The organism is Pedobacter sp. SG908 (assembly GCF_011759615.1).
In the GTDB taxonomy this organism is placed as follows: Bacteria; Bacteroidota; Bacteroidia; order Sphingobacteriales; family Sphingobacteriaceae; genus Pedobacter; species Pedobacter riviphilus.
The window spans coordinates 1,211,127-1,237,047 of sequence record NZ_JAAOYY010000002.1; the positions used below are offsets into that span (position 1 = coordinate 1,211,127).

At 37.0% G+C, this 25,921-nt stretch carries 26 protein-coding genes; 13 read left to right on the forward strand and 13 right to left on the reverse strand.

Annotated features, from left to right (window positions below; genetic code table 11):
* The 5 genes from FHT21_RS20195 (at position 1) to FHT21_RS20215 (ending at position 4,558) form a co-directional block, all read left to right on the forward strand.
* Positions 1-681, forward strand: coding sequence for an aspartate/glutamate racemase family protein (locus FHT21_RS20195; RefSeq protein WP_167296506.1), 681 nt, complete (start codon positions 1-3; stop codon positions 679-681).
* 289 nt (positions 682-970) lie between these two features.
* A complete protein-coding gene (locus FHT21_RS20200; protein ID WP_167296507.1) occupies positions 971-1,360 on the forward strand; it encodes an endonuclease domain-containing protein in 390 nt (129 codons plus the stop codon).
* 143 nt (positions 1,361-1,503) lie between these two features.
* Positions 1,504-2,487, forward strand: coding sequence for a M28 family peptidase (locus FHT21_RS20205; protein ID WP_167296508.1), 984 nt, complete (start codon positions 1,504-1,506; stop codon positions 2,485-2,487).
* An 89-nt stretch (positions 2,488-2,576) separates the two neighbouring features.
* Positions 2,577-3,434 carry a nuclear transport factor 2 family protein gene (locus FHT21_RS20210; protein ID WP_167296509.1) on the forward strand — a complete coding sequence of 286 codons (858 nt, stop codon included), beginning with the start codon at positions 2,577-2,579 and terminating at the stop codon, positions 3,432-3,434.
* Between the two features lie 236 nt (positions 3,435-3,670).
* Complete coding sequence (locus tag FHT21_RS20215) at positions 3,671-4,558, forward strand: glycerophosphodiester phosphodiesterase family protein (RefSeq protein ID WP_167296510.1); 888 nt, start codon at positions 3,671-3,673, stop codon at positions 4,556-4,558.
* 119 nt (positions 4,559-4,677) lie between these two features.
* On the opposite strand, the gene FHT21_RS20220 is transcribed toward FHT21_RS20215, so the two are convergent.
* From FHT21_RS20220 to FHT21_RS20245, 6 genes are all read right to left on the reverse strand, one after another.
* Positions 4,678-4,869, reverse strand: coding sequence for a hypothetical protein (locus tag FHT21_RS20220; protein ID WP_025144195.1), 192 nt, complete (start codon positions 4,867-4,869; stop codon positions 4,678-4,680).
* A gap of 141 nt (positions 4,870-5,010) precedes the next feature.
* Positions 5,011-5,532: a hypothetical protein gene (locus tag FHT21_RS20225; RefSeq protein ID WP_167296511.1), complete on the reverse strand. Its 522-nt coding sequence runs from the start codon at positions 5,530-5,532 to the stop codon at positions 5,011-5,013.
* 258 nt (positions 5,533-5,790) lie between these two features.
* Positions 5,791-6,276 (reverse strand): DinB family protein, encoded by a 486-nt coding sequence (locus FHT21_RS20230; RefSeq protein ID WP_167296512.1) that lies wholly within the window; start codon positions 6,274-6,276, stop codon positions 5,791-5,793.
* Between the two features lie 597 nt (positions 6,277-6,873).
* The gene (locus FHT21_RS20235) at positions 6,874-7,836 is read right to left on the reverse strand and encodes an AAA family ATPase (RefSeq protein ID WP_167296513.1); all 963 of its coding nucleotides are present in this window, start codon (positions 7,834-7,836) and stop codon (positions 6,874-6,876) included.
* A 5-nt stretch (positions 7,837-7,841) separates the two neighbouring features.
* Positions 7,842-9,200, reverse strand: coding sequence for a peptidylprolyl isomerase (locus FHT21_RS20240; protein WP_167296514.1), 1,359 nt, complete (start codon positions 9,198-9,200; stop codon positions 7,842-7,844).
* A gap of 54 nt (positions 9,201-9,254) precedes the next feature.
* Positions 9,255-9,737, reverse strand: coding sequence for a hypothetical protein (locus FHT21_RS20245; protein WP_243854060.1), 483 nt, complete (start codon positions 9,735-9,737; stop codon positions 9,255-9,257).
* A gap of 209 nt (positions 9,738-9,946) precedes the next feature.
* Between FHT21_RS20245 and FHT21_RS20250 the strand changes: the two genes are divergently transcribed.
* Both FHT21_RS20250 and FHT21_RS20255 read left to right on the forward strand, forming a co-directional pair.
* A complete protein-coding gene (locus tag FHT21_RS20250) occupies positions 9,947-10,600 on the forward strand; it encodes a hypothetical protein (RefSeq protein WP_167296515.1) in 654 nt (217 codons plus the stop codon).
* A gap of 110 nt (positions 10,601-10,710) precedes the next feature.
* Positions 10,711-11,286: a non-canonical purine NTP diphosphatase gene (locus FHT21_RS20255; protein ID WP_167296516.1), complete on the forward strand. Its 576-nt coding sequence runs from the start codon at positions 10,711-10,713 to the stop codon at positions 11,284-11,286.
* 132 nt (positions 11,287-11,418) lie between these two features.
* Here the strand turns inward: FHT21_RS20255 and FHT21_RS20260 are convergent, their stop codons facing one another.
* Positions 11,419-13,845, reverse strand: a complete 2,427-nt coding sequence (locus FHT21_RS20260; RefSeq protein WP_167296517.1) for an OstA-like protein — start codon at positions 13,843-13,845, stop codon at positions 11,419-11,421.
* A gap of 65 nt (positions 13,846-13,910) precedes the next feature.
* Here FHT21_RS20260 and tilS point away from each other — a divergent pair, with 65 nt between their 5' ends.
* The 4 genes from tilS (at position 13,911) to FHT21_RS20280 (ending at position 17,714) form a co-directional block, all read left to right on the forward strand.
* A complete protein-coding gene (tilS, locus tag FHT21_RS20265) occupies positions 13,911-15,242 on the forward strand; it encodes a tRNA lysidine(34) synthetase TilS (RefSeq protein WP_167296518.1) in 1,332 nt (443 codons plus the stop codon).
* On the forward strand, positions 15,243-15,731 hold the full coding sequence (locus FHT21_RS20270) for a hypothetical protein (protein WP_029282618.1): 489 nt from the start codon (positions 15,243-15,245) through the stop codon (positions 15,729-15,731).
* Between the two features lie 135 nt (positions 15,732-15,866).
* Positions 15,867-17,009: an N-acetyl-alpha-D-glucosaminyl L-malate synthase BshA gene (bshA, locus tag FHT21_RS20275; RefSeq protein WP_167296519.1), complete on the forward strand. Its 1,143-nt coding sequence runs from the start codon at positions 15,867-15,869 to the stop codon at positions 17,007-17,009.
* Positions 17,010-17,267: 258 nt separating this feature from the next.
* Positions 17,268-17,714: a KTSC domain-containing protein gene (locus FHT21_RS20280; protein ID WP_167296520.1), complete on the forward strand. Its 447-nt coding sequence runs from the start codon at positions 17,268-17,270 to the stop codon at positions 17,712-17,714.
* Here FHT21_RS20280 and FHT21_RS20285 read toward each other — a convergent pair.
* The 5 genes from FHT21_RS20285 to FHT21_RS20305 all read right to left on the reverse strand — a co-directional run bounded on the left by FHT21_RS20285 (position 17,665) and on the right by FHT21_RS20305 (position 22,383).
* A complete protein-coding gene (locus tag FHT21_RS20285) occupies positions 17,665-17,922 on the reverse strand; it encodes a hypothetical protein (protein ID WP_167296521.1) in 258 nt (85 codons plus the stop codon). The genes FHT21_RS20280 and FHT21_RS20285 overlap by 50 nt on opposite strands.
* 517 nt (positions 17,923-18,439) lie before the next feature.
* Complete coding sequence (locus FHT21_RS20290) at positions 18,440-19,159, reverse strand: phytanoyl-CoA dioxygenase family protein (protein WP_167296522.1); 720 nt, start codon at positions 19,157-19,159, stop codon at positions 18,440-18,442.
* A gap of 4 nt (positions 19,160-19,163) precedes the next feature.
* Positions 19,164-19,658 (reverse strand): SRPBCC domain-containing protein, encoded by a 495-nt coding sequence (locus FHT21_RS20295; protein WP_167296523.1) that lies wholly within the window; start codon positions 19,656-19,658, stop codon positions 19,164-19,166.
* A 17-nt stretch (positions 19,659-19,675) separates the two neighbouring features.
* Complete coding sequence (locus FHT21_RS20300) at positions 19,676-20,785, reverse strand: lactonase family protein (protein ID WP_167296524.1); 1,110 nt, start codon at positions 20,783-20,785, stop codon at positions 19,676-19,678.
* Between the two features lie 122 nt (positions 20,786-20,907).
* Positions 20,908-22,383, reverse strand: coding sequence for a pseudouridine synthase (locus FHT21_RS20305; RefSeq protein WP_167296525.1), 1,476 nt, complete (start codon positions 22,381-22,383; stop codon positions 20,908-20,910).
* Between the two features lie 263 nt (positions 22,384-22,646).
* On the opposite strand from FHT21_RS20305, the gene FHT21_RS20310 reads away from it, so the two are divergent.
* Together FHT21_RS20310 and FHT21_RS20315 are read left to right on the forward strand one after the other, a co-directional pair.
* Positions 22,647-23,429 carry a lytic transglycosylase domain-containing protein gene (locus FHT21_RS20310; protein ID WP_167296526.1) on the forward strand — a complete coding sequence of 261 codons (783 nt, stop codon included), beginning with the start codon at positions 22,647-22,649 and terminating at the stop codon, positions 23,427-23,429.
* Positions 23,430-23,846: 417 nt separating this feature from the next.
* Positions 23,847-24,893, forward strand: a complete 1,047-nt coding sequence (locus tag FHT21_RS20315; RefSeq protein WP_167296527.1) for an iron-sulfur cluster-binding domain-containing protein — start codon at positions 23,847-23,849, stop codon at positions 24,891-24,893.
* Between the two features lie 59 nt (positions 24,894-24,952).
* Here the strand turns inward: FHT21_RS20315 and FHT21_RS20320 are convergent, their stop codons facing one another.
* On the reverse strand, positions 24,953-25,654 hold the full coding sequence (locus FHT21_RS20320) for a hypothetical protein (protein ID WP_167296528.1): 702 nt from the start codon (positions 25,652-25,654) through the stop codon (positions 24,953-24,955).
* Between the last annotated feature and the right edge of the window lie 267 nt (positions 25,655-25,921).

Genomic DNA, 25,921 nt, shown 5'->3' on the forward strand with positions numbered 1-25,921 from the left:
ATGAGAAAAATTGGTTTAATCGGTGGCATTAGCTGGGTATCGACAATAGATTATTACCGTTTCATAAATGAGGGTGTAAATGAGCGTTTGGGTGGGTTAAATTTCGCTGAGTGTTTGGTTTACTCCCTTAATTTTGGTGATGTACAGGATAAAACCTGGGAGGGATCATTTGATCTTTTGTTGAATGCCTGCGAAAGCTTAAAACGCAGTGGAGTAGAAGCCATTGTGCTTTGTGCCAATACGGCTCATCTTTTTGCCGATCAGCTACAAGAAAAAATAGCTTTACCAATTATTCATATTGGTGCCGAAACAGCTAAAGCCATAAATGCTGCAGGAATTAAAAAAATAGGACTTTTGGGTACAGTGTTTACTATGGAAAAGGACTTTTATATTAAAAAGCTCGAAGACTATGGGTTAAATGTTCTGGTGCCAGCCAGTAAAGAAACCCGCGATTATATACAGTTTACACTCAAAGAAGAATTAGGCCGCGGAATAATACTGGAAGAGACCAGAGCACAGTATATCAGGATAATCAATGATCTGATAGCAGATGGGGCTGAAGGGATAATCCTAGGATGTACCGAAATTCCCATGTTGATCAGTCAGAATGATTTTGAAATCCCGGTTTTCGATACGACCAAAATTCATTGCCATGCCATTGTGGATTATATGCTTTCGTAACTATTCATTCATTTCGCGTTCAAAGGGCGATGAGTTAAGGGCAGGAAAACAAGTCTCATAGGTTTTTAGGCTCACCAAGAAATCCGTCCCCCTTAAAGAGCGACGCGGAATAGGTTAAGTGTAGAAAACAAATCCTACACATTTGGGCTCACCAAGAAATTTGTCCCCCTTTTTAAGGGGGCAGGGGGATGAAGAAGATCACATTTAATTTTAAAGATGAATAAAACAGCAAATTGTTTGCTATATTCATTTTTCAACTTTTTACTGCTAAGAAAAGGTTTAAGATATCATGGATAACAACTACTATAATTCTAAATTAAAACTTTTTGCTAGAGGCCATCGAAATGATAGTACAAAAGCAGAGATAAGAATGTGGTGTGAATTGTTGAGGAATAAAAAAATGCTGGGATATTCTTTCTTAAGACAGCGACCGATCGCGAATTATATTGCGGATTTTTTCTCAAAGGATTTAAAGTTGGTTATCGAGGTTGATGGCCTTAGTCATGAGTGGGAGGGACAATTTGAAAAAGACAAAGCACGCGAAGATATTTTAAAAGTATTGGGTTTTCATGTTCTGAGGTTTAGCGATGATGAGGTAATGAACGATATCGAGAATGTAGATAGGACAATTCAGCAATATATTGTAGAATGGGAGCAAGATCATCCCCGGATCCTTTGAAATGAAAGATTTTTGCAGAGTCATCCCCCCTGCCCCCTTCAAAGGGGGAATGGACTATTCTCTAGCATTTAATTCGTCCCCCTTTTGATGGGGGGATGAGAGATAATTACACTACTTTGAACAATTTTCCGTTAGTTTGAATAATGAATAAAAAACTTTTAATACTGTCTTTATTAGCGTTAATCGGATTTGAGGCCTGCCGGAATAGATCAAATCAAAGTGCCGGCGAAAATGAAGAAAAGAACGTAATTGCTTTATTTTCTCCTGATTTTAACGCCGATAGTGCTTATACCTATACTAAAACGCAGGTAGATTTTGGTCCGAGGATTCCGGGAACCTCAGCACACCAAAAATGTGCAGATTATTTGGTGGCAAAATTAAAGTCGTTTGGTGCCAAAGTAAGTATTGAGGGCGAAAAAACGCAAACCTATGATGGCAAGAGCTTTCAACTGAAAAATATTGTTGCGGCTTTTAATCCAGATAAAAAGAAAAGGGTTTTAATTACTGCACACTGGGATGCCCGCCCATTTTCTGATCAGGATACCGATCCAGCAAATCATGTAAAACCTTTCGATGCGGCAAATGATGGCGCGAGTGGGGTGGCGGTGATTTTGGAAATGGCACGTCAGATTCAGCAGAAAGAGCCAAATGTTGGAGTCGATTTTGTATTGTGGGATTTAGAAGATTATGGCAAGGCCAATGATGAAACGCCAAATGAAACCACATGGTGTTTAGGCTCTCAGTACTGGGCTAAAAAAGCAATTGCATCAGGATATAAAGCTTTGTATGGTATCAACCTCGATATGGTTGGTGGCGGTAGCGCACAGTTTACACAGGATGAAATCTCTCGTCAAGCTGCTCCAAATGTAGTAAATCAGGTTTGGGACATTGGTAATGAAATTGGCTATGCATCTTATTTTACAAAAATTCCAAGCGGAAAATTGGTTGATGATCATTTTTGGATGAACAAAGCAGGCGTTCCTTCTATCGATATTATCCATTACAACGACAACAGTGGGTTTTATATCAATTGGCATACCCAATTGGATAACTTAGCCAATATTGATAAAAATACTTTGAAGGCCACCGGACAAACGGTTTTAGAAACCATTTATAGAGAAAAATAAGTAGCCTTGATGTGTAATTGTTAATTACTTTTAAGGCCATACATTAAAGAAAATTTTATATTCGCCAAACAATATTATATTAATTAATAATGAAACAATTATTTTCAACTGCAATAGCTTCGCTTTTAGCCCTAAGTGCTTTTGCCCAAAAAAGTGACGGAACAACCAAATCTTTAGTAAATGCTGAGAAGGATTTTGCTAAGTCAATTGCCAAAAATGGAGATAAAGAAGCTTTTATAGACTATTCAACCACAAGCACTTTAGTGTTCAGACCAAATCCTGTTAATGCCAAAACTTTTTACGCGGGTAAAGCAAATGCAGAAAACGACGTAACGTGGACACCAAACCTGGCCAAAGTATCGCGCAGTGGCGATTTAGGTTTTACTACAGGGCCATATGAAGTTGGTACTTCAGAGAAAAAATACGGTCAATACTTATCGATCTGGAAACCGGAAAACGGCAGATGGAAATTAGCTATTGATTTAGGAACAGAAAGCAATAAACCTTTGGCTAAAGTTACGCCACAATTTATCGAGCCTAAAGATCATGTTGCACCAAAGTTCTTAAATGAAAAGGAAATTAAGGCTGGGAAAGAAATTATCTTAACCACCGAGAAAACATTAAATACTTTATTAAAAACACACGGAATTGCTGCATTTGGAGGTTTTTTAACTAACGATGCACGTTTACTTTTTCCTGGAAATGAAGCCATTGATGGAAAAGGAAAGATTATTGCATTCTATAATGGAATGATCAGTAAAATCAATTTGAAAACTACAGGTGTAGATAAAGCAATCGGTAGCGATTTGGCTTATACTTATGGTATCGCTACTATCGATTACAAGGCCGATTTACGCGAAAGTTTTAACTATGTTTTCGTTTATGAAAAAGCAGCAGATGCAAGCTGGAACTTAATTGTACAAGCCTTTGTACCAGCAGAAAGATAAATAACAAATGTGAATTAAAGAGGGCTTTCCATAAAAAGAAGCCCTTTTTTTATTTCTATATTTTGCTCGCTTTACAGTCTGGTCTAGCGCTGATCCGATAATTATCGGATGGGGTGGTATCTTGAAGCGTAGCGAAAAGATATAACGTGAGGCAAGAAATATTAAATAGAAGCACGGTTTTTGTGGTCCAAAAATCATTACCATCAATAAAATTATTCATTTTACGTTTAAAATTCATGCATAAAAAATTACTTCTGCTCTCAACCCTAATTTTATTGTGTTTTCATGTTTCTGCCCAAAAAAAGAAATTTGATGTACAGGGCAAAGCTGGTGCACGTGGTATTATGCCCGAAAATACCATCGAGGGAATGTTAAAAGCTATCGATTTAGGCGCTACCACTTTAGAAATGGATGCCGTAATATCGAAGGATAAACAGGTTGTGCTTTCCCAAGAACCTTATTTTAACAACGAGATTTCTCTGCTGCCCAACGGTAAGCCGATTACTTTAAAAGACCAAAAGAATTATAACATCTACAAGATGGATTATGAGGAGATTAAAAAGTTTGATGTAGGTAGCAAAGTTCACAACCGCTTTCCCGGACAGATGAAATTTAAAGCTTACAAACCGCTGCTCTCTGAAACCATAGATGCAGTTGAGGCTTACGTTAAAGAACACAAACTCGCCAAACCTGTTTACAGCATCGAAACAAAAACGATTAAAAACGGCGACAATGAATTTCATCCGGAACCTGCTGAGTTTGTAGACCTGATTATGGATGTAGTTAATTCGAAAAAACTTGCGAAAAGAGTTATTATCGAATCGTTTGATATGCGTACGCTGCAGTATCTGCACGAGAAATACCCAAAAGTACAAACCTCATTATTAATTGATGAAAAAGAACCCTTTGAAGATTATATCGAGAAATTAGGTTTTAAACCGACCATTTACAGTCCTTACTCGGTATTGGTAGGTAAAGGTTTGGTAGACCGATGCCACGAAATGGGTATTAAAATTATCCCATGGACGGTTAATACGGTTAAAGAACTTAAATATTTTATGGATTTAGGTGTAGATGGTGTGCTTACCGATTATCCTAATATTATGGGACAGTTGAGTAATTAAACTTGACGATTAGCGCCTAATCTATAGATCGGTGAGACACCAATCAATAGATATTGAACATCAGACAAATAAAAAAAGCGCCGATTTCAGCGCTTTTTTTATTTGATCTTTACTAATGCCTAGTGGTGCGATTCAGGAGCTTCTGTATGGTGTGCTTCAGTTTTCTCGTGTGAAGAAGTTTCTTCACCATGGTGAAAAATTGGTCTTGTGAAAGCCACAAGCAGGATTAAAACAATAATCCATGCCGTTAATGGCAAAGCCCAAATGCCTTTTGTTTGCTGAACCGGTGCGTGTGAATCGTGAGCTGACATATCGAATATTTTTGATTTAAAAATTTATGCTTTGTATTTACGCGGTAAAGATAGTAACAAAATTAAAATAACAAGGGCAATTCGGTGAATTGTATTTTAAGATTAACACGCCAGTTAAAAAGGGATAAAAGGCATTGCCTTTTATCCTTGTAAATCGTAAATCATTGCTTTTGTGCTATTCATTTTGCTTTTAATACGGTTTTGGTGCTCCTGTAAAGTACTCTGCTCATCCTGAACGGCATTAAACAGTTCTGCTTTTTTGAAATAATTTGCCGCTTCTGCAAAATTTTGCTGTTGTTCGGCATGTAAGCCCAAACATTCGTAAATGTGTGCTTCGCAAACACCAGGTACAAGTAAAGCCTTTTCTGCAACCTGTTTCACCAATTTGTGCATTTTAAGCGTAATAACAAGTTCCAGATAGGGTTTATAGACCTCTGGAAAATCGGCATCCAGCTCAATGCAGCGTTTGTAATAATAGCCTGCGGTTTTATAATCTTTAAAATGGTTCTGATAAATATTGCCCAACTGAAAATAAGCTCTTGCATAATCAGGGTCGAAAACAATAATTTCGTTAAAATACTGAAGCGCTTTGGGTAATTCTCCCCAGTGCAGTTCTTCAATGGCCTGTAGATATTTTTCTTCTACAGTGGTATAAATGTCCATAACGGATATAATTGATTTTGATAAGCGGTTAAATGCTTAGCAAAGGCGTAATAAATTGATTTTTAAATGTGGGTTTTGTTTGTTGAAACTTAGAACCGCGTTAAGGGTTGGGAAGGAAATTTAAGTCAATATCCAAGCCCTTTATGCCACAAGATGGGCTAAAGCTTAATTGTTGGATATGTAGTTGACGTAGCATTTCTATTAAATTTATTGCGAAGATATTTATTTTCAGCGAATTGCAAATTATTTTTTGGTAGATCAACTCGCCATATTAGCCAAAGCGTTTTTAATCTGCCTCCTATGCCTTAAAATATGAACGATGGCATGCTCTAACATTTGTTCCACATCGTATTGCTGTCCCCATCTGGTGTTTATCTTTTTCGATTGATCGAACTCCTCCATGGTAATGTCGGGATTTCTGGTAAAAAAGTCCTCATTATATTTAAGTGCTTCTCGAAGTCTTGATATATAAGGTGTGATGTGGTCAAACTGCAGTCGTTCCGGTCTTATGGTTTGCAATCCGATAGAATTTTCGATATACACCGCATAGCTGAACATCGAAGCCGTTACATGGGTTAAAATAGTTTGAATGGAAATACAGTCAGGATTTGAACTTTCTGGCTCAATTGTATGGAGCAATTGTTGCTGGTTAATTGGCTCAATTACCATAATCAATTCATCAACTGCTTTTTTATATTCATCTAACAGTGCGGCAATTGCACTGGTAAGGTTATTGGCTTCCATGGTTAAAACAAATATAATTGTTTGCCTGGGATTTTTTGTTGGTCGGGATTTGTAATTCCGACCTGCGTACTGTGGGTTTGCAATCCACAAATTGAAAGATTAAAAATCATTAACTCATCAAACGGGATTGCGAATCTATACTACCAAGTTTTAAGTAAATACATCAATTACCCCTATTAAGATTGGTAAAGGAATAATTGCTAAAATCACACTGAATTCCTTTCTGGATCGACCTTTGCTCACCAAAGTAAGTATAAGAAAGCTGACCAAATAGATAAATGTCAGAAATATAATGATGACCATCATACCAAAATCTGGCATGCCACATCTTGGGGTAGAGTTGGTTGGTAAGTTGTGAAAAAACATAAAACAAAACACCCAGCTGCAAATATAAAAGCCAAGAAATATTAAAGAAATAATCCTCCTCCAAATAAATGAGAATACTGATTTTACGATTTCCATATTCACTGTTTATCCTTAATACAGGCAACGTAAAAAGGTAACCAACGTAAAATATTTCTTTGGTAGAAGTTTGCAATTGCAATCTGTGTTAGGTTTTTAATCCACTAATAAAGAATTAAAAACCTCGACTAACTACTACAATAAATCTTTAATGATTTTCTCGATTGATAAACCTTCAGCTTCTGCACGATAATTACGCACGATACGGTGACGTAAAATAGGTTCCGCTACGGCTTTAACATCTTCAATATCTGGAGAGTATTTTCCGGTTACAGCGGCGTGACATTTTGCACCCAATACTAAAAATTGCGAAGCACGCGGACCAGCACCCCAGCTGATGTATTTGTTGATCGTTTCAGTAGCAAACTCGCTATTCGGACGGGTTTTAGCAGCTAATTTTACTGCGTATTCCAAAACATTATCGGTAATGGGAATATCGCGTATTAGTTTCTGGAAATATTGAATATCATCTGCATGGATAATTTTCTGCAATGGTGTGGTTTTATTGCTCGTGGTGTTTTTAACGATATTCAATTCATCTGCAAAGGCAGGGTAATTTAACTGAATATTGAACATGAAACGATCTAACTGCGCTTCGGGTAGGGGATAAGTTCCTTCCTGCTCAATAGGATTCTGTGTAGCGAGAACAAAAAATGGTTTTGGTAAAATATGAGTTTGCCCAGCTGCGGTAACCGATTTCTCCTGCATGGCTTCTAATAAAGCAGCCTGGGTTTTTGGCGGTGTACGGTTAATCTCATCGGCTAGGATAATATTAGAAAAAACAGGTCCTTTTATAAATTTAAAGTGCCTGTCTTCTCCTAAAATCTCTGCGCCGATAATATCGCTCGGCATTAAATCTGGCGTAAACTGGATCCTGTTGAAATCGAGGTCTAAAACAGAAGCTACGGTTTGTACAAGTAAAGTTTTAGCTAATCCGGGTACGCCAACCAACAGACAATGTCCATTGCTAAATATGGCGATTAAAACAGATTTTATGATGTCATCTTGTCCAACTACTACTTTGCTTATTTCGGCTTTAATGTTGTTGAAAGATTGATGAAGGGCATCAACAGCTTCTACTTCGTTCTTATACTGCATTGGTGTTATTTTGCGGCTGTGGTTTTAGTCCAAATTTTTAATTCATCACAGGTATTAAATTCATCGTCGATTTTAATATAAGTGCTTTCGCGACGTTTTTGAAACCATTCGCTTAAAGTACGATTAATTTTATCACTTTGTGCAGCATCTCTGATTTTTGGAAAATCTTGAGCTAAGTTTGCTTTGTGCGGCGGAATTTTAGATTTTAAATATAAGATACGGTATCCTTGTTTTCCATCAGCTGCGGTAAACAAGTTTGGTTTAGAAATACCACCAATTTTCATGCTATCGATTACCAAAAACACCGATGGATCTAATTTATCAACCGGAATAAAGGTACTTCTTGCTTGTACATTTTCGGCATTAAGCATCATACCACCATTGTATTTACTCTCTTTATTATCTGAATAAAGGTTTGCCGCAGCGGCAAAACTTAGTTTTTTACCGATAATATTGTTGTAAATACTATCTGCATGCAATTTTAAACGTGTTAAACTTTCTGGTGTAGTTTTAGGCATGATTAAAATATGCCTTACGTGCACCTGCTCACCTCTACGTTCTAAAACCTGTAAAAAGTGAAAACCATAATCTGTTTCGAACACAGGCGAAATTTCTCCCGCTTTTAGCTTAAACGCCCAGGCCGTAAATTCTTTAACCATGGTATTTCTGTCGATAAAACCATAATCACCACCATCGGCAGCAGAACCTGGATCTTCAGAATAAGTTTTAGCTAAAACCCCCATATCTTCACCACTTTTAACCCTTAAACGAAGGGCTTCAATTTTATCGCGGAACTTCTGTTTTTCTGCTCTGGTTAACTGTGGATTTAAAATTACTTCACCAACTTCAACCTCGGTATTAAATTCTGGAATGCTATCGCCCAAAGATTTGAAATACTTTTCAACCTCCATTGGGGTAACGTTGATGTTTTCGGTGATTTTTTGTTGCATTTTGTTAGCAATTAACTCATCCTTTATTGATGGTCTGATTTCATCCTTATACTGTAATACAGATTTGTTTAAGAACTGCTCCAAACGCTCTTGGCCGCCGGCACGTTGCATGCTGTAACGCATACGTTTGTTTACTTCATCATCAACCGCACCATCTTCAACCATCACCGAATCGATTTCAGCCTGTTGTTTAAGAAGTTTTTGGGTTAAAGTTTGTTGTAATATTTTACATTTAATATCATTGTTGGGTTGGTTTCCCTGATAAAGATATTGTGTGTATTGTTGGTTTAAATCTGATAGCAGGATAATATTATTTCCTACAACAGCAGCAACTTTATCTACAGTATGCTTTTGAGCGAAACTGTTTAAAAACAGGCAAATTAAAGCGGTTGCTACTAAAAAAACTTTCTTCATTCTATTTGTTATATTTTGCAAATTTAATACTTATGGTCAAAAAAATCAGGTTGGTTATAACTTGGCAAGCTTTTTCAACTCGTTTTCATTAATTTTGATCTGATATTTTTGTTTTAGGCTTTTTAGCCATTTTTCTTCTAAACTTAGTTGGTAATCGGCCACTACCTCTCCTCTAACTTCACTTAAAGGTTTATTGTAATTTTGTCGGTTTTTGATGTAAAATTCATTTATCGCCTGCTCGTCTTCCTGTGCCTTGTTCCATATTTTTTGTTCAGAAATATTGAACATTAAAACCCCTTCACGGTATTCATTCAACAAGAAATCTTGATCTTTGCTACTGACTCCAACTTTTTTATGTGTGGCCAATGCATCCTCATAAGTTTTAATTTCTTCCTGGTAGCTTGCGCTTTTATCCAATCCCATCTCCCGGGCATCTAAAACCTTGAGCTTAAAATTTATATACAAGTTTAAATAGGCTTGTAAAGTGTCGTACGCAGCACTAACGTTTCCGTTATGGCTTTTTTTGTATGCCCACATAAATTCCTTAACGCTTATTGATTTACCGTTTACCACAGCAACATTTTGCGCAAACGAAATGCTATAAATAAAGCTAAAAACAAATAAGCAGTAAGCCTTCTTCACGCAGAGCACTCTATAAATTTTAAGGGATAAAAGTAACAATTAGCGACGCTATTATAAGATATTTAACTAATTTTAACAGAAATTATTATCCAACAAAAATACGAATGGAAAACCAGGTTACCAACAATGCGAACGCTTTACGTTTATTTTTTACTGAAGAGGTTTTCTTAGTAAAGGATGAAAGTGTAGAAATTCTGCCTTTGCGTAATCCAGAGCCTGTTTTGGTTGTCGAAAATGTTTCTGTTACTGAAGTAAAAGAACCTGTATTAAAACCAGAAATAGCACAAATTCCAGGGATTAATTCTACAAATGTACCTAAAGTTTATCCACAAGCTCCTGAAATTCCGCATATTGTGGCCGAACCAGTACCTGAAAAAACGTTTAAATTTTTAGGTGGAAATAAAAAATCTGTGCTCATTTTAGTTAACGATAGTGAGCATGATGTAAGTACGGAGCAAGGCAGAGAACTGTTGCGGAAAATTGTTAAAGCTGTTGATTTGGGTACGCCCGATTTTGCTATTCTAAATTATTCAAATTATAGCGGAACAGATTTTGCAGAACTGCACCGGTTTTTTAAACCTGCTATTATGTTATCTTTTGGAGTAGAGATTGCCGAACTGAAACTGAACCTCACCTGGCAGAATGAAATCATCGTTTACGAAACCACAAGAATTATCTTTGCTCCAAACCTCCATCATCTTGATAGTGATTTAACTGCTAAGAAAACACTTTGGGGGCACCTTCAGAAAATTAAATAGCAGCTTCGCAAGCGTATCAAGTATGGAGAGTTAAGCATCAAGTGCTGAGATAATGGCATTTTAATGCTGCTCCAAAACCCTTAAACCCTAAACCTTTTACCCTTCTTACAATGAAAAAACTTGTATTTGCTACTAATAATCAACATAAAACTGAAGAAATACGCGCTGCACTTAAAGGTAAATACGAAGTGCTAAATCTGGAAGATATTGGTTGTTTGGTTGATATCCCTGAAACTGCTGATACTTTTGAAGGCAATGCAACTTTAAAAAGCAGCTACGTGGTTGAACATTTTAATTTAGATTGTTTTGCAGATGATAGCGGTTTGGAGGTTGAAGCTTTAAATAACGAACCTGGCGTTTACTCCGCCCGATATTCTGGCAGTCGGGATAGTTTAGAAAATATTCAAATGGTTTTGGCTAGGCTTGAAGGGAACCCCAATAGAAAAGCTAGGTTTAAAACGGTGATCTCTTTAATGCAAGAGGGTAAAAACCATATTTTTGAAGGTATAATAGAAGGAACCATCAGAGCAGGCTTATCAGGTTCGAAAGGTTTCGGTTATGATCCTATTTTCCAGCCAGATGGTTATGATATTACTTTTGCTGAAATGGACATGGCCGAGAAGAATAAAATCAGCCATCGGGCCATTGCACTAAAAAAGATGTTGGCGTTTTTGAAGGGTATTTGAGGTGTCGTCATGCTGAATTTATTTTACAAGTAGAATAGTGTTTTCAATTGTCTTGTAGCTACTATGTGGTCAGCATCTTACAGGCCACGTAGACCCTGAAATAAATTCAGGGTGACGACTATAAGAATAAAACTACATTTTACCGCCCGCCTTTTTCACCTGAACAGCATCTTTTTTTACCTGTACTGAGTCTTTTTTCGGTAGGATGGGCTTAATGCCAAAGTTAGTGGTATCTGCCGGTTTAGCTTGAGGCATCTTCTTATCCAGGTTCAAACTGTCTTTTCCCAATGTGATTTTCGGTTTAACTGCAGTTGCAGTTGTTGACGGTTTATTTGCCGGGGCTGTGGTTTTGGCACCAGTTACAGTTTTACCCACAACCGTTTTGACCTTAGCTTTAGGTTTGCCAGAAGAGCCTATTGCATCTTTTTTTGATTTTGGGCGTTCAGTAGGTTTCCACGAAAATCCTTTTAATACATGATCTTTTGCAATCGTATTTTCGGGATTCAAAGCCCCTTCTATTCCCTTGATATAAACAATTTCCTCGATGGCATTTTCCTTATCCTTAAAAATGAACTTTATCCTGCTGCTTAAGGTTTGGTTCATTTCCTTGTACACCTTTGTGCTGTCATCCTGGGTATAATAAATGCTTTCGGCATTGCCATCTACATATAGGTTTTTGAATTTTCCGTTGGTAAAGAAACCCGTCATTAACCTTCCTTTTATCTGGTTAAATCTTAATGAATCTTTTGGCGTATTTACTAAAAATGCATTCCTAAATGCCTGTAAATTATTTAATTTTTTATTCTTAAACTGAACAAATATCGTGTCGCCAACCTGTTGAGAGCCTTCTGACCAGATGATCGGGTTGCTGTAGCAACGTAAAGTAGAATCGGCGCTGGTATAAAACAGACTGTCGGTTTTGGCCTGTATATTCGTTTTAAAAATTTTAACACCGTGGTAAGCTTTAATGATACGCGTTTGAACAGTATCAGCCGGGTTAAATTTGGCAGTATCAGTCTTTAATGCTCCGGGTTTTAAGTTTCCTAAAACTTTTGTTAAGCTATCTTTAACGCCAGATTTTGTTATCTTTTTTTGTAGACTATCGGTTTTCGTTTTTGAAATATCCTTTACAATTGGAGAAGCTTTGTCGGTTATCTTTTTTTGTAAACTATCAATTTTGGTTTTCGATGCATCCTTTATAATAGAACTGGTTTTGTCAGCTAGCTTTTTTAGACTATCTGTTTTAAGTTTAGGCAGGTTTTTGATAATAGAGTCTGCTTTTCCCTTTAAAAGGTTGCTCTTTTGTAAACTATCCAAATTAAGCTTAGAAAGCCCCTTGCCAAGTGAGTCTACTTTCGATTTTAAGCTATCAATGCTTTTATCTTTCAGGTTAAGCTGATTCTCTATTTCGGCATCGCCTTTGTTCTTTTTCTTTTTGTCGGCCTTGTTATTTCTAGCATTACGCTTATTTCTGTCTTCTTTTTGGGTTGATTCAGCTTCTGGTTTATATTTTGGCTCTCCTTTTTCTTTTTTTCCACCATCTTCATCATCTTCACCAACCTGATTGTCGGCTTTAATCGAAATTTTAGGGATTAGCTTTAAGGTTTTTTGGAGGACCATCTGCGTTTCTAAGGTATCAGCGCCCATCCATAAACTATCAGGTCTTTTTTTATTCTTTACCATTACCGAATCTTCGGTACCTATTCCTAAATAGGCATTTCTGGTAACTAAAGTCCGCTGATCCAGCTTATAGTAATAGCCCAAATCGCCGAACATTTTCATTTTATCTTTGGTATCGGAGAAAACAATATTTTTTACGGCCTTGCCAATGCCTTTCTTCCCATAATAGTATAAGCTATCACCTTTTAAAGATCTTGTACCTTGTGTATAAAGATTTTTCTTTCCAAAAAAGGCATCTTCACTAAGCGTGTTGTACTGTCCATTTTCGGTGTAAAGATTATCATCTTTTCCTTTGATATTGGTTGGCCCGTAAAAAAAAGTCCACTTACTTTGTGTATTGTAGCTCATGGTATCCGACTTTATGGTCGACTGTGGTGTAACTACAACTACATCATATTTAAAATAGGCGTCGTTCGAGTTGCTAAAATAATAGCCGTTTTTGCTGGTCAGCGTTACCTCCTTGTTTACAATTTTGCCACCGCTGGTATAAGTTCCTATCTTACTTAAGGTATTATAATCTAAAATATTAGTCGTTAAAATCGATGTTGGATCGATCATCTTTACATTTCCGGTTAAATGCGCATGTTTTTTATTTCCATCATACTCCAATTGATCGGAATAAATGTCTGTTGTAAGCTGGTTGATATGGACGTTTTTAAAAGCTTCGAAATAGTTTCTTTCGCTATAAAATACAGCGCTATCACAGGTTAAAGTTGCGTTGTCTTGTTGGAAAACAACAAAATTAAGATAAGTGGCCTTCTTTTTCATATCGCCTGCGATGTGCTGATAAGAAATGATTTTAATCTTCGAAGCGGGTTGCTGACCGAATAAAAATACTGGACTGATTAGAATGAATAAAAAGACAAATAGTTTTTGCACACTACAAAGTTAGTTTTTTGTTCCGAACGTTCGGAATACCAGTTAAAATTAAATATTTTTGGTGGATGTTACCCGTAAAACAATTTCAGGATTTTATTGAACAGCAACAGCTGTTTGTTCGGGCTAACAAGATTCTTTTGGCCGTAAGCGGAGGAAAAGATTCGGTATTAATGTTGCATCTGTTTAAAGCAATAGGCATTGATGTTGGTGTGGCACATTGTAATTTTAATTTAAGGGCCGATGAAGCACAACGTGATGAAAGTTTTGTAGCACTATTGTCCAAAAATTTAGGATTACCTTTTTATGTAACGCATTTTGACACCAAAAAATATGCCGCCGAAAATAAAATTTCTACCCAGATGGCCGCACGCGATCTGCGCTATAACTGGTTTGAAGAAATTAGGCGTAAAGAAGGCTACGATTATATAGCCTTGGCCCAACACCAGAACGATGCGGTAGAAACCATACTCATTAACCTTACCCGTGGTACAGGCATTAGTGGACTGCATGGTATTTTACCTAAACGTGATTTACTGATTAGACCCTTACTCTTTTTAAACCGGCAGCAGATTGATGAAATAGTAAGGATTAATAATATCAATTTTGTAGAAGATAGCTCGAACGCAAGCACGAATTATACACGGAATAAAATCAGACTGCAGGTAGTTCCGCATTTGCAGGAAATTAATCCTAACCTCGAAAAAACATTTGCCGAAAATATCGTACGCTTTGCTGAGTTGGAGGTTTTTTTAAATATCCAGGTTCAGAAACTTGCAAATAAAATCCTAAATAAAAGGAATGATGGCATTTATATCCCTTTGGAAGAAGTTTTGAAATTAAACCCACAAAAGCTCTTGCTTTACGAGTTACTTAAGCCTTTTAATTTTGGCGAAAATGTAGTGCAGGAAATTTTAGATAGTTTAAAGGCTTTAAGTGGTACACATTTTTTTAGCGCCACACATCAGGCCATTATCAATAGAAACGATCTGGTTATTGTTGAAAAAAACACATCAGTTACCGCTAACCAGTTTATCCATCCAACAACAGAAAACATTGCTTTTGCTAATGATGAAATTTCGCTGAGGTTTACAGATGAGGTGAGATTCGAAATTAATTCGAATAAAGCATTTGTAAATGCTGATAAATTAATTTTCCCTTTGATATTGAGGAATTGGCAAAATGGAGATAAATTTATTCCATTGGGCATGCGTAATCCCAAAAAAGTAAGCGATTATTTTATCGATGAGAAAGTTCCCCTACATTTGAAAAGCGTTACACCGATTTTGGTTAACGGCAATGGCGAAATTGTTTGGATTGCCGGTATGCGACAGGATAACCGATATAAATTAACTACAGCAACAAAAAAAGTTGCTATATTCGAACTCAAAATTAAATAAGTGGAAAGCAAATACGCCTATATCGAAAAACAGTACATCGGCCGTGATTATGTTCGTATTTTCATTAGGCTTATTATGGCTGCATTCTGTTTTGCAGCCTACGTTTATGAGCGCGATCGTGACAATACGCAAGACTTGTTCCTTGTTGTAGGCTTCGGGATCATCGGTGTTTCGATGCTTTTGCTTTTCCTTATCCAGTACAAAATTGTAGTAGATAATGGTAGTATGATATTGGACGGTCTTTGGACAACCAAACGTGTTAAGATTGACCTGAACAGTATTGTTGACGTTCGTAAGGCAACTTACAGCCGTTATTTTTTCAATAATCCGGTTTACAACCTGCACACAAAAGGTACGATCCGTTTTTATTCATCTGGTAAAGATGCGGTTGTTTTAACCGATCGTGATGGCTTAGAATATTTTATTGGTACCCAAAGGCCTAACGAACTTTTCCTTGTAATAAAAGAAGAAATGCGAAATCTCAAATAATAATTGGATTGCAATAATTTTCCTCTAATCTCTTATAAAATCTCTACTCAATATCTCGTCTTTTTTATTGCAATAAGCCGACACACATTATAGATTAAAATCGGGTACATTTGCGATAACAACAATACATGTACAATGAAGATAGGAATTGTTTGCTACCCCACTTTTGGCGGTAGTGGAGTAGTTGCAACAGAACTTGGTAAAGCACTTGCTAACGAGGGTCATCAAGTTCACTTTATTACTTATAGTCAGCCCGCAAGGCTCGATTTCTTTTCTGCCAACCTGTTTTATCACGAGGTTTCGGTAAGAGATTATCCACTTTTTGATTATGCCCCTTACGAATCGGCTCTGGCCAGCAAACTGGTAGATGTTGTCCGTTTTGAACAATTGGATGTATTACACGTTCATTATGCCATTCCACATGCTTCTGCTGCTTTTATGGCGAAGCAGATTTTGGCAAGTTATGGCATTCATATTCCGGTGGTAACTACTTTGCACGGTACCGATATAACTTTGGTGGGTAAAGATCCAACCTACAAACCTGTGGTTACCTTTTCTATTAATCAAAGCGATGGTGTAACTACAGTGTCGGAAGATTTAAAAGAAGATACTTATAACCATTTCGAGATTACGAAAGAAATTAAGGTAATCCCAAATTTTATAGATTTTTCGCGATTCAGTTTACAGGCAAAAGGGCACTTCAAAAAAGCAATTGCACCAAATAACGAACGCATTTTAATCCACACCAGTAATTTCAGGAAAGTGAAACGTACAGCTGATGTGATTAGGATTTTCGAAAAAGTACAGGCGGTTATTCCATCAAAACTTTTAATGGTAGGCGATGGACCTGAGCGTGCTTACGATGAGCAGCTTTGCAGATCGTTAAATATTTGTGAAAATGTAAGGTTTTTAGGTAAACAAGATGCAGTAGAAGAGATCTTATCTGTTTCAGATCTTTTCCTAATGCCATCAGAATCTGAAAGCTTTGGTTTGGCAGCATTAGAAGCAATGGCTTGTAAAGTGCCGGCAATTACTACAAATGCGGGTGGTTTGCCAGAGCTTAATGTTGACGGATTTTGTGGTTACATGAGCAATGTTGGAGATGTGGATGCGATGGCCGCTCATGCCATTGAAATATTAAAAGATGATGAAACACTGAACCGTTTCAAAGAAAATGCTTTTGCAAGGGCACAGGATTTTGATCTGAAAAAGATCCTACCAATTTATGTTAGCTATTATAAGGAAGTAATTGAAAACTCTTTGCAAGCTAAATATTAGCCGCTAATTTAGTCCATATCAAATTTTATAAGAAAGTTTTGCCGTGCTTGCATCGCAAAACTTTTTTTTGTGTAGATAATTTGAGCATTAAGAGATCTATTGAGTTGCATTAGTTGATAATGCATGTTAACAATATTTAACAAATTAAACTTTCTCAAAATCAAATGATTATAAATCGTATCTTTGCGGCTTGAAACGGTTTGGTAGATAAAGATTCTTAAAATCATTTCAACGAAATTAAAAAAGAGGTTATCCCAAATGAAGAAAATAGTTGATTACAGAAAGCTTTTGAGTGTAGATAAAAATGCTGAGTTAAAAGAGCTTAAATCTGTGTACCGCACATTGATGAAAGATTGTCACCCTGATAAATTTCAGCAGGAAGAAGAGAAATTAGATGCAGAGGCTAGAAGTAAAGAAATTATCGAAGCTTATCATTTCTTGGTAAGTATTGCGCCAGAAACGCGTGAACAGAATATCGAAACGTATACGCAGACTATTACCTTATCGAATATTCAGGACTTCGAATACAAACAACAGGTTTTAAATATCCAGTTTTTTGACGGAAGTGCTTACGAATATTTCGATGTGCCAAAAGCGATCTACGTGAAATTGGTTAACGCCGATTCTCCAGGCCGTTTTGCCCGCAGACATATCTTTAATGAATTCCCGTATCGCAATGTAGCCAGGGTTGCAGAACCGGCATAATAAGCAACAGTATAATATTGAATGGCCCCAATGCAAATCGGGGCCATTTTTCTTTATCTTCTGCTTCTTTTAACTCTATTTTTATTTCAATATGGTTTTCTCTTCTGTTAGGTGGAGGAATAGGGGCACCCCCTCCAAGCCCAACAGAAGCTAAAAGAATCAGCAATGCCAATCCCGTTAACCTGATGGCTTTTTTGAACTGTTTCATGTTTCAATCGGATGATGGCTTTCGGTTAAATAACCAATAGACCTATAAGTACTAATTAAATAGCCTGATAATGGCTGAAGCTTCAATTAGCTGGTGGGAATTTCAGTAGGATATAAGGAGATTGCTTTCTGAACAAAAAAGCTTGGCGTGTTTGATGGGGGTAAGAATGCTTTAGCGAGCTTTCTTAATTTGATCCTTACTAACTTATTAAACGCTGAAATTTGCTGGTCGTATTTTGTTATCGAAGTGCCTGTTTTTCTTGTTGACTTGTTGAAAACACTTGAAGTAGAAAAACTCTTTCGTAATTCAGATACCCATTCTGTTTGAAAAAGAGGATTCGATTGAAGAGTGATTGAATTGGTCTGGCTGCTCGAAAATGTGAACAAACTCAGAAACAGGACTAATATTGCCGTCCATTTTAAATATTTTTTTTCTAAGTATGTTGATTTACAATTCATTTCTTTAGCAAAGGTAGTATATTTCCGAGATTGTCGTACTGAACTTGTTTCGGTATCTATCAAGTTAAACTCAAATATTCCGACCACTTTAATTCCTTTGGCAATATTTTGTTGCTAAACTCTAAATGGATTACCCTTCTTTTTTGATTGTTAGTTGTTCTGCCCGAACTGTGCAGGAGCAGCGGTTTCATAATCATCACCCCGCCTCTTTTTATGTTGCAACTTATTTCTTTTTCTACATTCCAGTTGATTGTTTCGGGACGGTAAATGCTTTTACGGTGCGAATTGGCAATTACTTTTAATGCGCCGTTCTCCTCGTTGGTGTCGTCGAGATGGATGCGTATGGTGAAATTGCTTTCGAGGATATCAAGCGGAGGCTGTACAGCAAACTGCTTGTGTTTGTTGGTGTACGGGCCAAATCCGGCTATTTCCACTTTCTGATTAACTGAAATTGTTAAATCCTGATGATAGGAAACAAACCAATTTGAGGTTTCTGGTTTGTCGAAATAGATCGATTTGACAAGAAAATAATCTTCGCCAAAAACCTCTTTTAAGATATGTTTGAGTTTGTGATTGAAAATAAGATCGATTGTTTCTGGAACTTCTTTTAAAAATTGACGTATGGCAAAAAGATCGTCCGATTTTCTAAAGGTTTCTTTTGTAGAATCTGCCCTGTTAATCGCCGCTAGGATATCTTCAATTTCCTGATCTGTAAATACATCATCTACCACCGAAAATCCTAATTCGCGAATTTCTCTTTCCTTAACCCCTAAATCCATCACTTCAATTATTCAACATGGGCTTAAAGCGGTTGTCCTTATTTCTTAAGTCCAAGCCACCTTCGTAAACAGATTTTAGATTAACCAAATAAAAACTCCAGCCGTTGTGGCAACCTAAGCGAATATTTCTTTTTGCATGGTCATCCAAGGGAATATTTTTTTGCGTCAACTCTACAATTACGTATTCAAACTCTTCTCTGAGTTTAATCTCGACCAAACATTCGCCTGCAAAAGTAAACTGAAGCTGGTCTTTGCCATTGGCTTCAGTTATGCTTCCGTTTTCAATATCATCATAGAGATACCAGATCCATTTGTATTTATCGCCTTTCAATACGTTTTGTGTTTTGTTGAGCAATACGCTGTTTTCGTCAGAGAATTCCGCCTCACATAAAAACCATTTCTCCATTTCGCTGGCTTTTGTCCAGGCATTGTACATATCCTCAAGTTTCGCTTTAATAGCAATCTTAATGGTGAATTTGGTCCAATCGAAGTTTTCCATTGGCTTAATTTAGGTGATTAATTAAAAACCAAACAAACTGGTGCGCCAACATCAATGCGTTTACCGCTATCGGTTAATTTGCCCGTGGTTTTATTTCGGCTAAAAATAACGATGTTGTTGGTGTATTGATGGCCGATCAATAGAAATTTTCCGGTCGGATCAATCGTGAAGTTCCTTGGTCCCTTACCCAGCGTGCTTACCGTTTCGATGAATTTCAATTTTCCGGTAGGCAGAATTGAAAAGGTAGATATGCTATTGGCATCTCCACGGTTGGTTTCGTAAAGGAATTTTCCATCAGCCGAAACATGGATGTCGGCACCATCAATTTTTCCACTAAAATCTTTCGGCGTAGTACCAATTTCCTGAATTTTGGTTAAGCTTCCATTCGAATAAGAGAAAACTGTTATGCTGCCATTAAATTCATGTGCTAAATAGGCGAATTTTCCATTTGGACTAAAAGTGATGTGCCTCGGGCCAGTGCCTGCGGTGGTTTTAATTACCGACTTAAGGGTTAATATTTTTTCTTTCGAGGTAGGGTTATAGTTGTAAATATAAGTTTGATCTTCGCCCAAATCGTTAACCATTAAATATTTATGGTCTGGCGTAAATTTAACCATATGTACATGTGCGCTTTCTTGCCTGCCTTTAGGATCGATGCTTTTTCCGGTATGTTTGATCGTTTGTAAAGCGTTAGTTAAAGTCCCGTCTGTTTTTCGTGAAAATACCGCCAAACTGCCTCCGCTATAATTGGCCACAATTACATTTTTGGCATCAACGGTAATAAAACATGGATCGGCACCTTGGCTGTCTACTCTATTTAAAAAAGTTAAAGCGCCAGTTGTTGCATTGTATTTAAAAGCACTTACTGTGCTGGTAGCTCCGGTTTCATTAACGGCATAAATAAATTGATTATCGGGTGAAACGGCTACGTAACTTGGATTAGCGATGTTTTTTGCAATGCTTTTTACAGTAGCAGACGCTGTTAAAACATTGAAGTTATATGTATAAATCCCTTCGCTTTTTCCCGGCGCTGTATAGGTACCTACAATCAAGTTGTAGTTGGTTTTTTGAGCAAATGTTAAGGTAGATAGTATAGTGAGCGCAAGTAATGAACTAAATTTTTTCATGAAACGATGATGTTGATTTTGACAAATATAAAGAAAGTTGGCTACGGAGGTACAGAAAACCCAGAAGATGGCCTCTTTTTAGCAAGCAACAAAAAAGGCAACCAATTGGCTGCCTTTTTATGTTATTTTATTAAGTGTTTAATCTGGATCAATTCATGATCTTCAAGATAACGCCATCTGCCACGTGGCAGGTCTTTCTTAGTCAGATTACCATATACTACACGGTCTAATTTTTCTACATTGTAACCCAGGTGTTCGAAAATACGACGAACAATTCTGTTTTTACCACTGTGGATCTGGATGCCGATTTCTTTTTTGGTTCCACCCGCAACATAAGAAATGTTATCGGGTTTGATCAGTCCATCTTCCAGCTCTAAACCAAAAGCAATTTTGTTTAAATCACCTTGCGATAAAGATTTATTCAATTCAACATTGTAAATTTTGGTAATCCCGTTTTTAGGATGGGATAATTTATCTGCTAAATCACCATCGTTTGTCATCAACAATAAACCTGTTGTATTACGGTCTAAACGGCCTACCGGATAAATGCGCTCGCGGCTCGCTTTGTCAACCAATTGCATTACCGTACGGCGCTCCTGCGGATCGTCGGTAGTGGTGATGTAATCTTTTGGTTTATTCAATAAAACGTAAACTTTCTTCTCGCGCTTCAATAGTTCGCCATTATAGCGCACTAAATCTTTTGCAGGGTCAACTTTATGTCCTAATTCGGTAATGGCTTCGCCGTTTACCGTAATAATGCCGGCAGCAATTAGCTCATCAGCCTTACGACGGGAGCAGATGCCTGCATTTGAAATATATCTGTTCAGGCGAATTAGGCCTTTATCTTCATTTGTTTTGCGGCCTTGGGTAATTACAGTACGTTGTGGGCGGTTAAATTCTGTATCTCTTGGCTGTGCCTCTTCGCGTTTTCTAAACGGACGGATATCGCCATCTTTCGGTTCTCTTGGTTTTACATCTCTTGAGCTTCCGGCACTTGGTTTAAAACCATCCGATTTACCTCTCGATTTGAAATCCTTGTACCCACCAGTTCTCGGTTTAAAATCTCTCGAATCTCCATCCTTAGATTTGAAATCGCGTTCTCCTGTTCTTGGCTTGTAATCTCTTGCTCCACCTTCTCTTGGTTTAAAGTCTCTGTCACCTGTTCTGGGTTTATAATCTCTTGAACCTCCTTCTCTTGATTTGAAATCTCTATCCCCGGTTCTTGGTTTATACTCTCTTGATCCATCACCTCTTGATTTGAAGCCGCGGTCTTCTAAAGTTGAACCAGTATCTTTTGATTTAAACTCACGATCGCCAAATTTGAAACTCTGTGGTTCTGAATCTTTCGATTTGAAATCACGTCCGCCTGATCTTGGTTTGAAATCTTTTTTGTCTCCGAAAGATTTTGATTTGAAATCTTTACTGTCTGTGCTTCTAGATTTGAAGCCATCCTTCGAATCGGATGATTTTTTGAATTTGCTGTCTTTGTCGTCTGATCTTCTTCTGTCAGACCCGGCCGAATTACTTCTGCCTTCTGTTCTCCGGCTGCCTGGTTTGGACTTGTCATCCCGACTGTTCCTGTTGTTTTTATTTATCATGATACGCTTTTAACCACATTAAAAATGCGGGCTGCAAATTTATAAAAAATAGCTGAACATAACAATTTCCAGAGCGAAAAAATCGGATAAAAAAATAACCCCTAAAATAAGAAAAAATGGTTAAAAATCAAAATTGAAAATCGCTGTTTAAAGTGCTTTAAACAGCGATTTTTGCAGGTAATTTTGTAACTATTTGATTATGTGCTTATTATTTTTTAGCTTTGCCAGCGTTTTTATATAAGTTCACCAAAAAAAGGAGGAAAATGTTAAAGAAACACATCGTACCATTTGCGGTAGTGGCAACACTATTTATCTTGGCAAAAGTGTTCGCTTACCAAATGCCCTTAGCACAAAAAAGTCTTTTAAAAGAAGAAAAATTAAACACTACAATACCCAAATCTGATAGCCTAAAAGTTGAAAATGCGGAAAAGCCGCTATCTTTAATGGCACAGTTAAATTTTGCAGATGAAACCCTGCCATTAGGCGATAAAAAGGTAGAACGCAAAATGAAAAAAATCCTTGCAGCACACACTTACGGAAACACACAAACCAATAAATTGCATGCAAAAGCTGCAAAATGGTTCCCTGTAATTGAGCCAATTCTTGCTGCTTACGGAATTCCCAACGATTTTAAGTATTTGGCCTTGGTCGAATCTGGAATGGCAGAAGGGGTTTCTCCAAAAGGTGCAGCCGGAATCTGGCAGTTTATGCCAGGCACAGCCCGTACCTATGGATTAAGAGTAAACGGAGATGTTGATGAACGCTATAACTTGCGTAAATCGACTATCGCTGCTTGCAAATACATTAAAGAAATGTATCAAGGGCTAGAAAGCTGGACATTAGTTGCTGCAGCTTACAACATCGGCGACGGACGCCTGCGCAAGCAAATCAATAATCAAAATCAGGATAATTATTACAAAATGAAGCTGAACCGCGAAACCGGTGGCTATGTTTATAAAGTAATCTCCATGAAACAGATTATGGAACATCCGAAACGTTACGGTTACGCAAAACCGAGAGTATTATTGGCCTACAACGGCGAATAACCTAATTAAGATAAAGACAAGCATTTGGTAAGGCGTCCCGGTTTTCGAATCGGGACGCTTTTTTTTTGAAAGTGATTACACAGATTGTTGGATTACTCGGTTTTTTTGCTAACCACTTTTTTCAGGAGCTACTGATAACACAGAAATTTTCCGCATCATGCTAACCAATGAACCAATTGCAAATAAACCAATGAATTTTATTGCCACGGAAACACAGATTAACACGGAATAGTTTTACCATATAAGAAATAGAAGGTCATTTAATCACATGTGAGTCTAAATACATTAGTCATTATCATATGTTTTTCATTATTATCAAACACAAACTTGCCTGACCAGTGTTTTTCCTAAACCCTAATGATGAACTAATGACCAATGAACGATTGAACTAATAAATCAATTTACTTTCTTTGTGTTATGTTCAAACTGCGCATTAATAAAATCATAAATCAACCTGGCGATAATATTACTTTTCAATTTGAGGAAGTAGATCAACAATACCCCAAGTATTTAGCCGGTCAGTTTATTTCGTTGGTTTTTCAGGGGAAACATAAGGAAATCAGGCGTTCATATTCTTTTAATAGCTCTCCTGATGTGGATGAACCTTTGGCCATTACCGTAAAAAGAGTGGAAAACGGAGAAATATCGAGGTTTTTGCACCATAAAACTTCGGTAAACGACATTCTGTTGGCGCAAGAACCACAAGGGATGTTCAGTTATTTGCCTGATGAAAACCTGGAGCTTGATCTTTTTCTCTTCGCAGCAGGAGTAGGAATCACGCCATTATTCTCGATTTTGAAAACGGCATTGGTGCGCGAGAAAAAATCGTTGGTTACATTGGTATATAGCAACCGATCGATGGAGGAAGCGTTGTTTTATGATGAGCTGAACGAGTGGCAAAAAAAATATCCTGAAAGGTTAAAGATTGTTTGGGTTTTTAGCAACAGCAAGAACTTAATGACGGCCAGGCTAAATAAATTCTATATCGAAAAACTAATCAAAGAGCATTTACATTTTGATCGAAACAATGCGCTGTTTTATAGCTGCGGACCGATCGTTTATATGGATTTATGCAGGATTACTTTGCTGGGTATGGGCTTCGATATTAAACAGATTAAAAGAGAAACCTTTGTGTTGCCAGAAGATGAGCGGGATGAAGACGACGGTTCTGCAGAAAAAGTTGTCGATAAAAATACTTACTCAATAATTTTAAACTTTAAAGGAGAAATTTATCACCTTGATATTCCTTGGCCAAAAAGAATTCTGGATGTTGCGCTTGAAAATAAAATCAAACTACCTTATAGTTGTCGCGGGGGCGTATGCAGTACCTGTGTGGCCAATTGTACCAAGGGTGGTGTTAGAATGGATTATAATGAAGTGCTTACCGATGATGAATTGGAAAGAGGCAGGGTTTTGGTTTGTACCGGGCATCCAACGGAGAATGGAACAACGATAGAGTGGTAGGTTTGTGATGAATGCTATTGCGATATTTTTATTGGACTACTTTAATGTTTTTACCATTTTTAATATTCCCATTCTACTTTATCTGGGTACATTCTTAAGTATTTAAACTCGTCAAGGTCTTTATAAAAAATTATTTTTGGGAAATTCTCTAATTCTGGTTTGCCTTTCCAGGTTAAATGGATTACAGCTAATTGTTTATCAAAGCCTTGTTTTTCTATACCAAATAAAATATCATCACTACTGCCGTATTTACAGAGCGCTGAAAATTTAAAGTCTGCAAGAATATGTTTTGCTTTATTGCTTTTGAAAATATCAAAAAAAGATGTGTTCGCCAATCCTATTTCTTTGTTTAATTCATCTTCAAAAGTAATTTTCTGCTCAATGGTGATTGTTTCCCAAGGTTCCTCGATAAACGGTCTTGCTGTTTCTTGAAGAAAGAAGGCTTCAATTATACATTCTTCAAGTCCCGCAATGTCAATTCGTTTTGGCTCGTTTGGGAAATCAGGTAAATCTTCTATTGTGAAGCCCCCCTTTGGACTAAGAAAATATCCATTATCTAACTGAACAATAAAGTTTAGCGAATTCCACTTTTTGTAATCAAGTTCATTTGTAGAGTAGATTTCCCAAACAGATTTTTGTATGTCTTTAAAATAGCTGTCATTAGCATTGAAGGCACCAAAAACGCAGCCCATACTTTCATCTCCAATTTTTAAGTCGGTTGTCCCTATTAATTGTTTATTGGAATATACTTTGGCCTTCACTCTTTCTGATAATCTGTTAATAGTATTGTGCTTTGCACAGAAGATTTTGTGTTATAAACGAATATAAAGGTTTAACTCGTTTGATCATCAATTTTTTTTCTCTAAAAATACAAAACCATTGTATCATTTACGGCGTTTGTGAAATATGACGAAAACTTTTTTGCTTTTTTACTCTCTCTCTTGTTTACCTCTGGTTTCCTTAGAAATAGAGGTCTACAATATGACAATTAATCCTTAATCAAGATTGGTTTTGACTTTCTTTTTGAT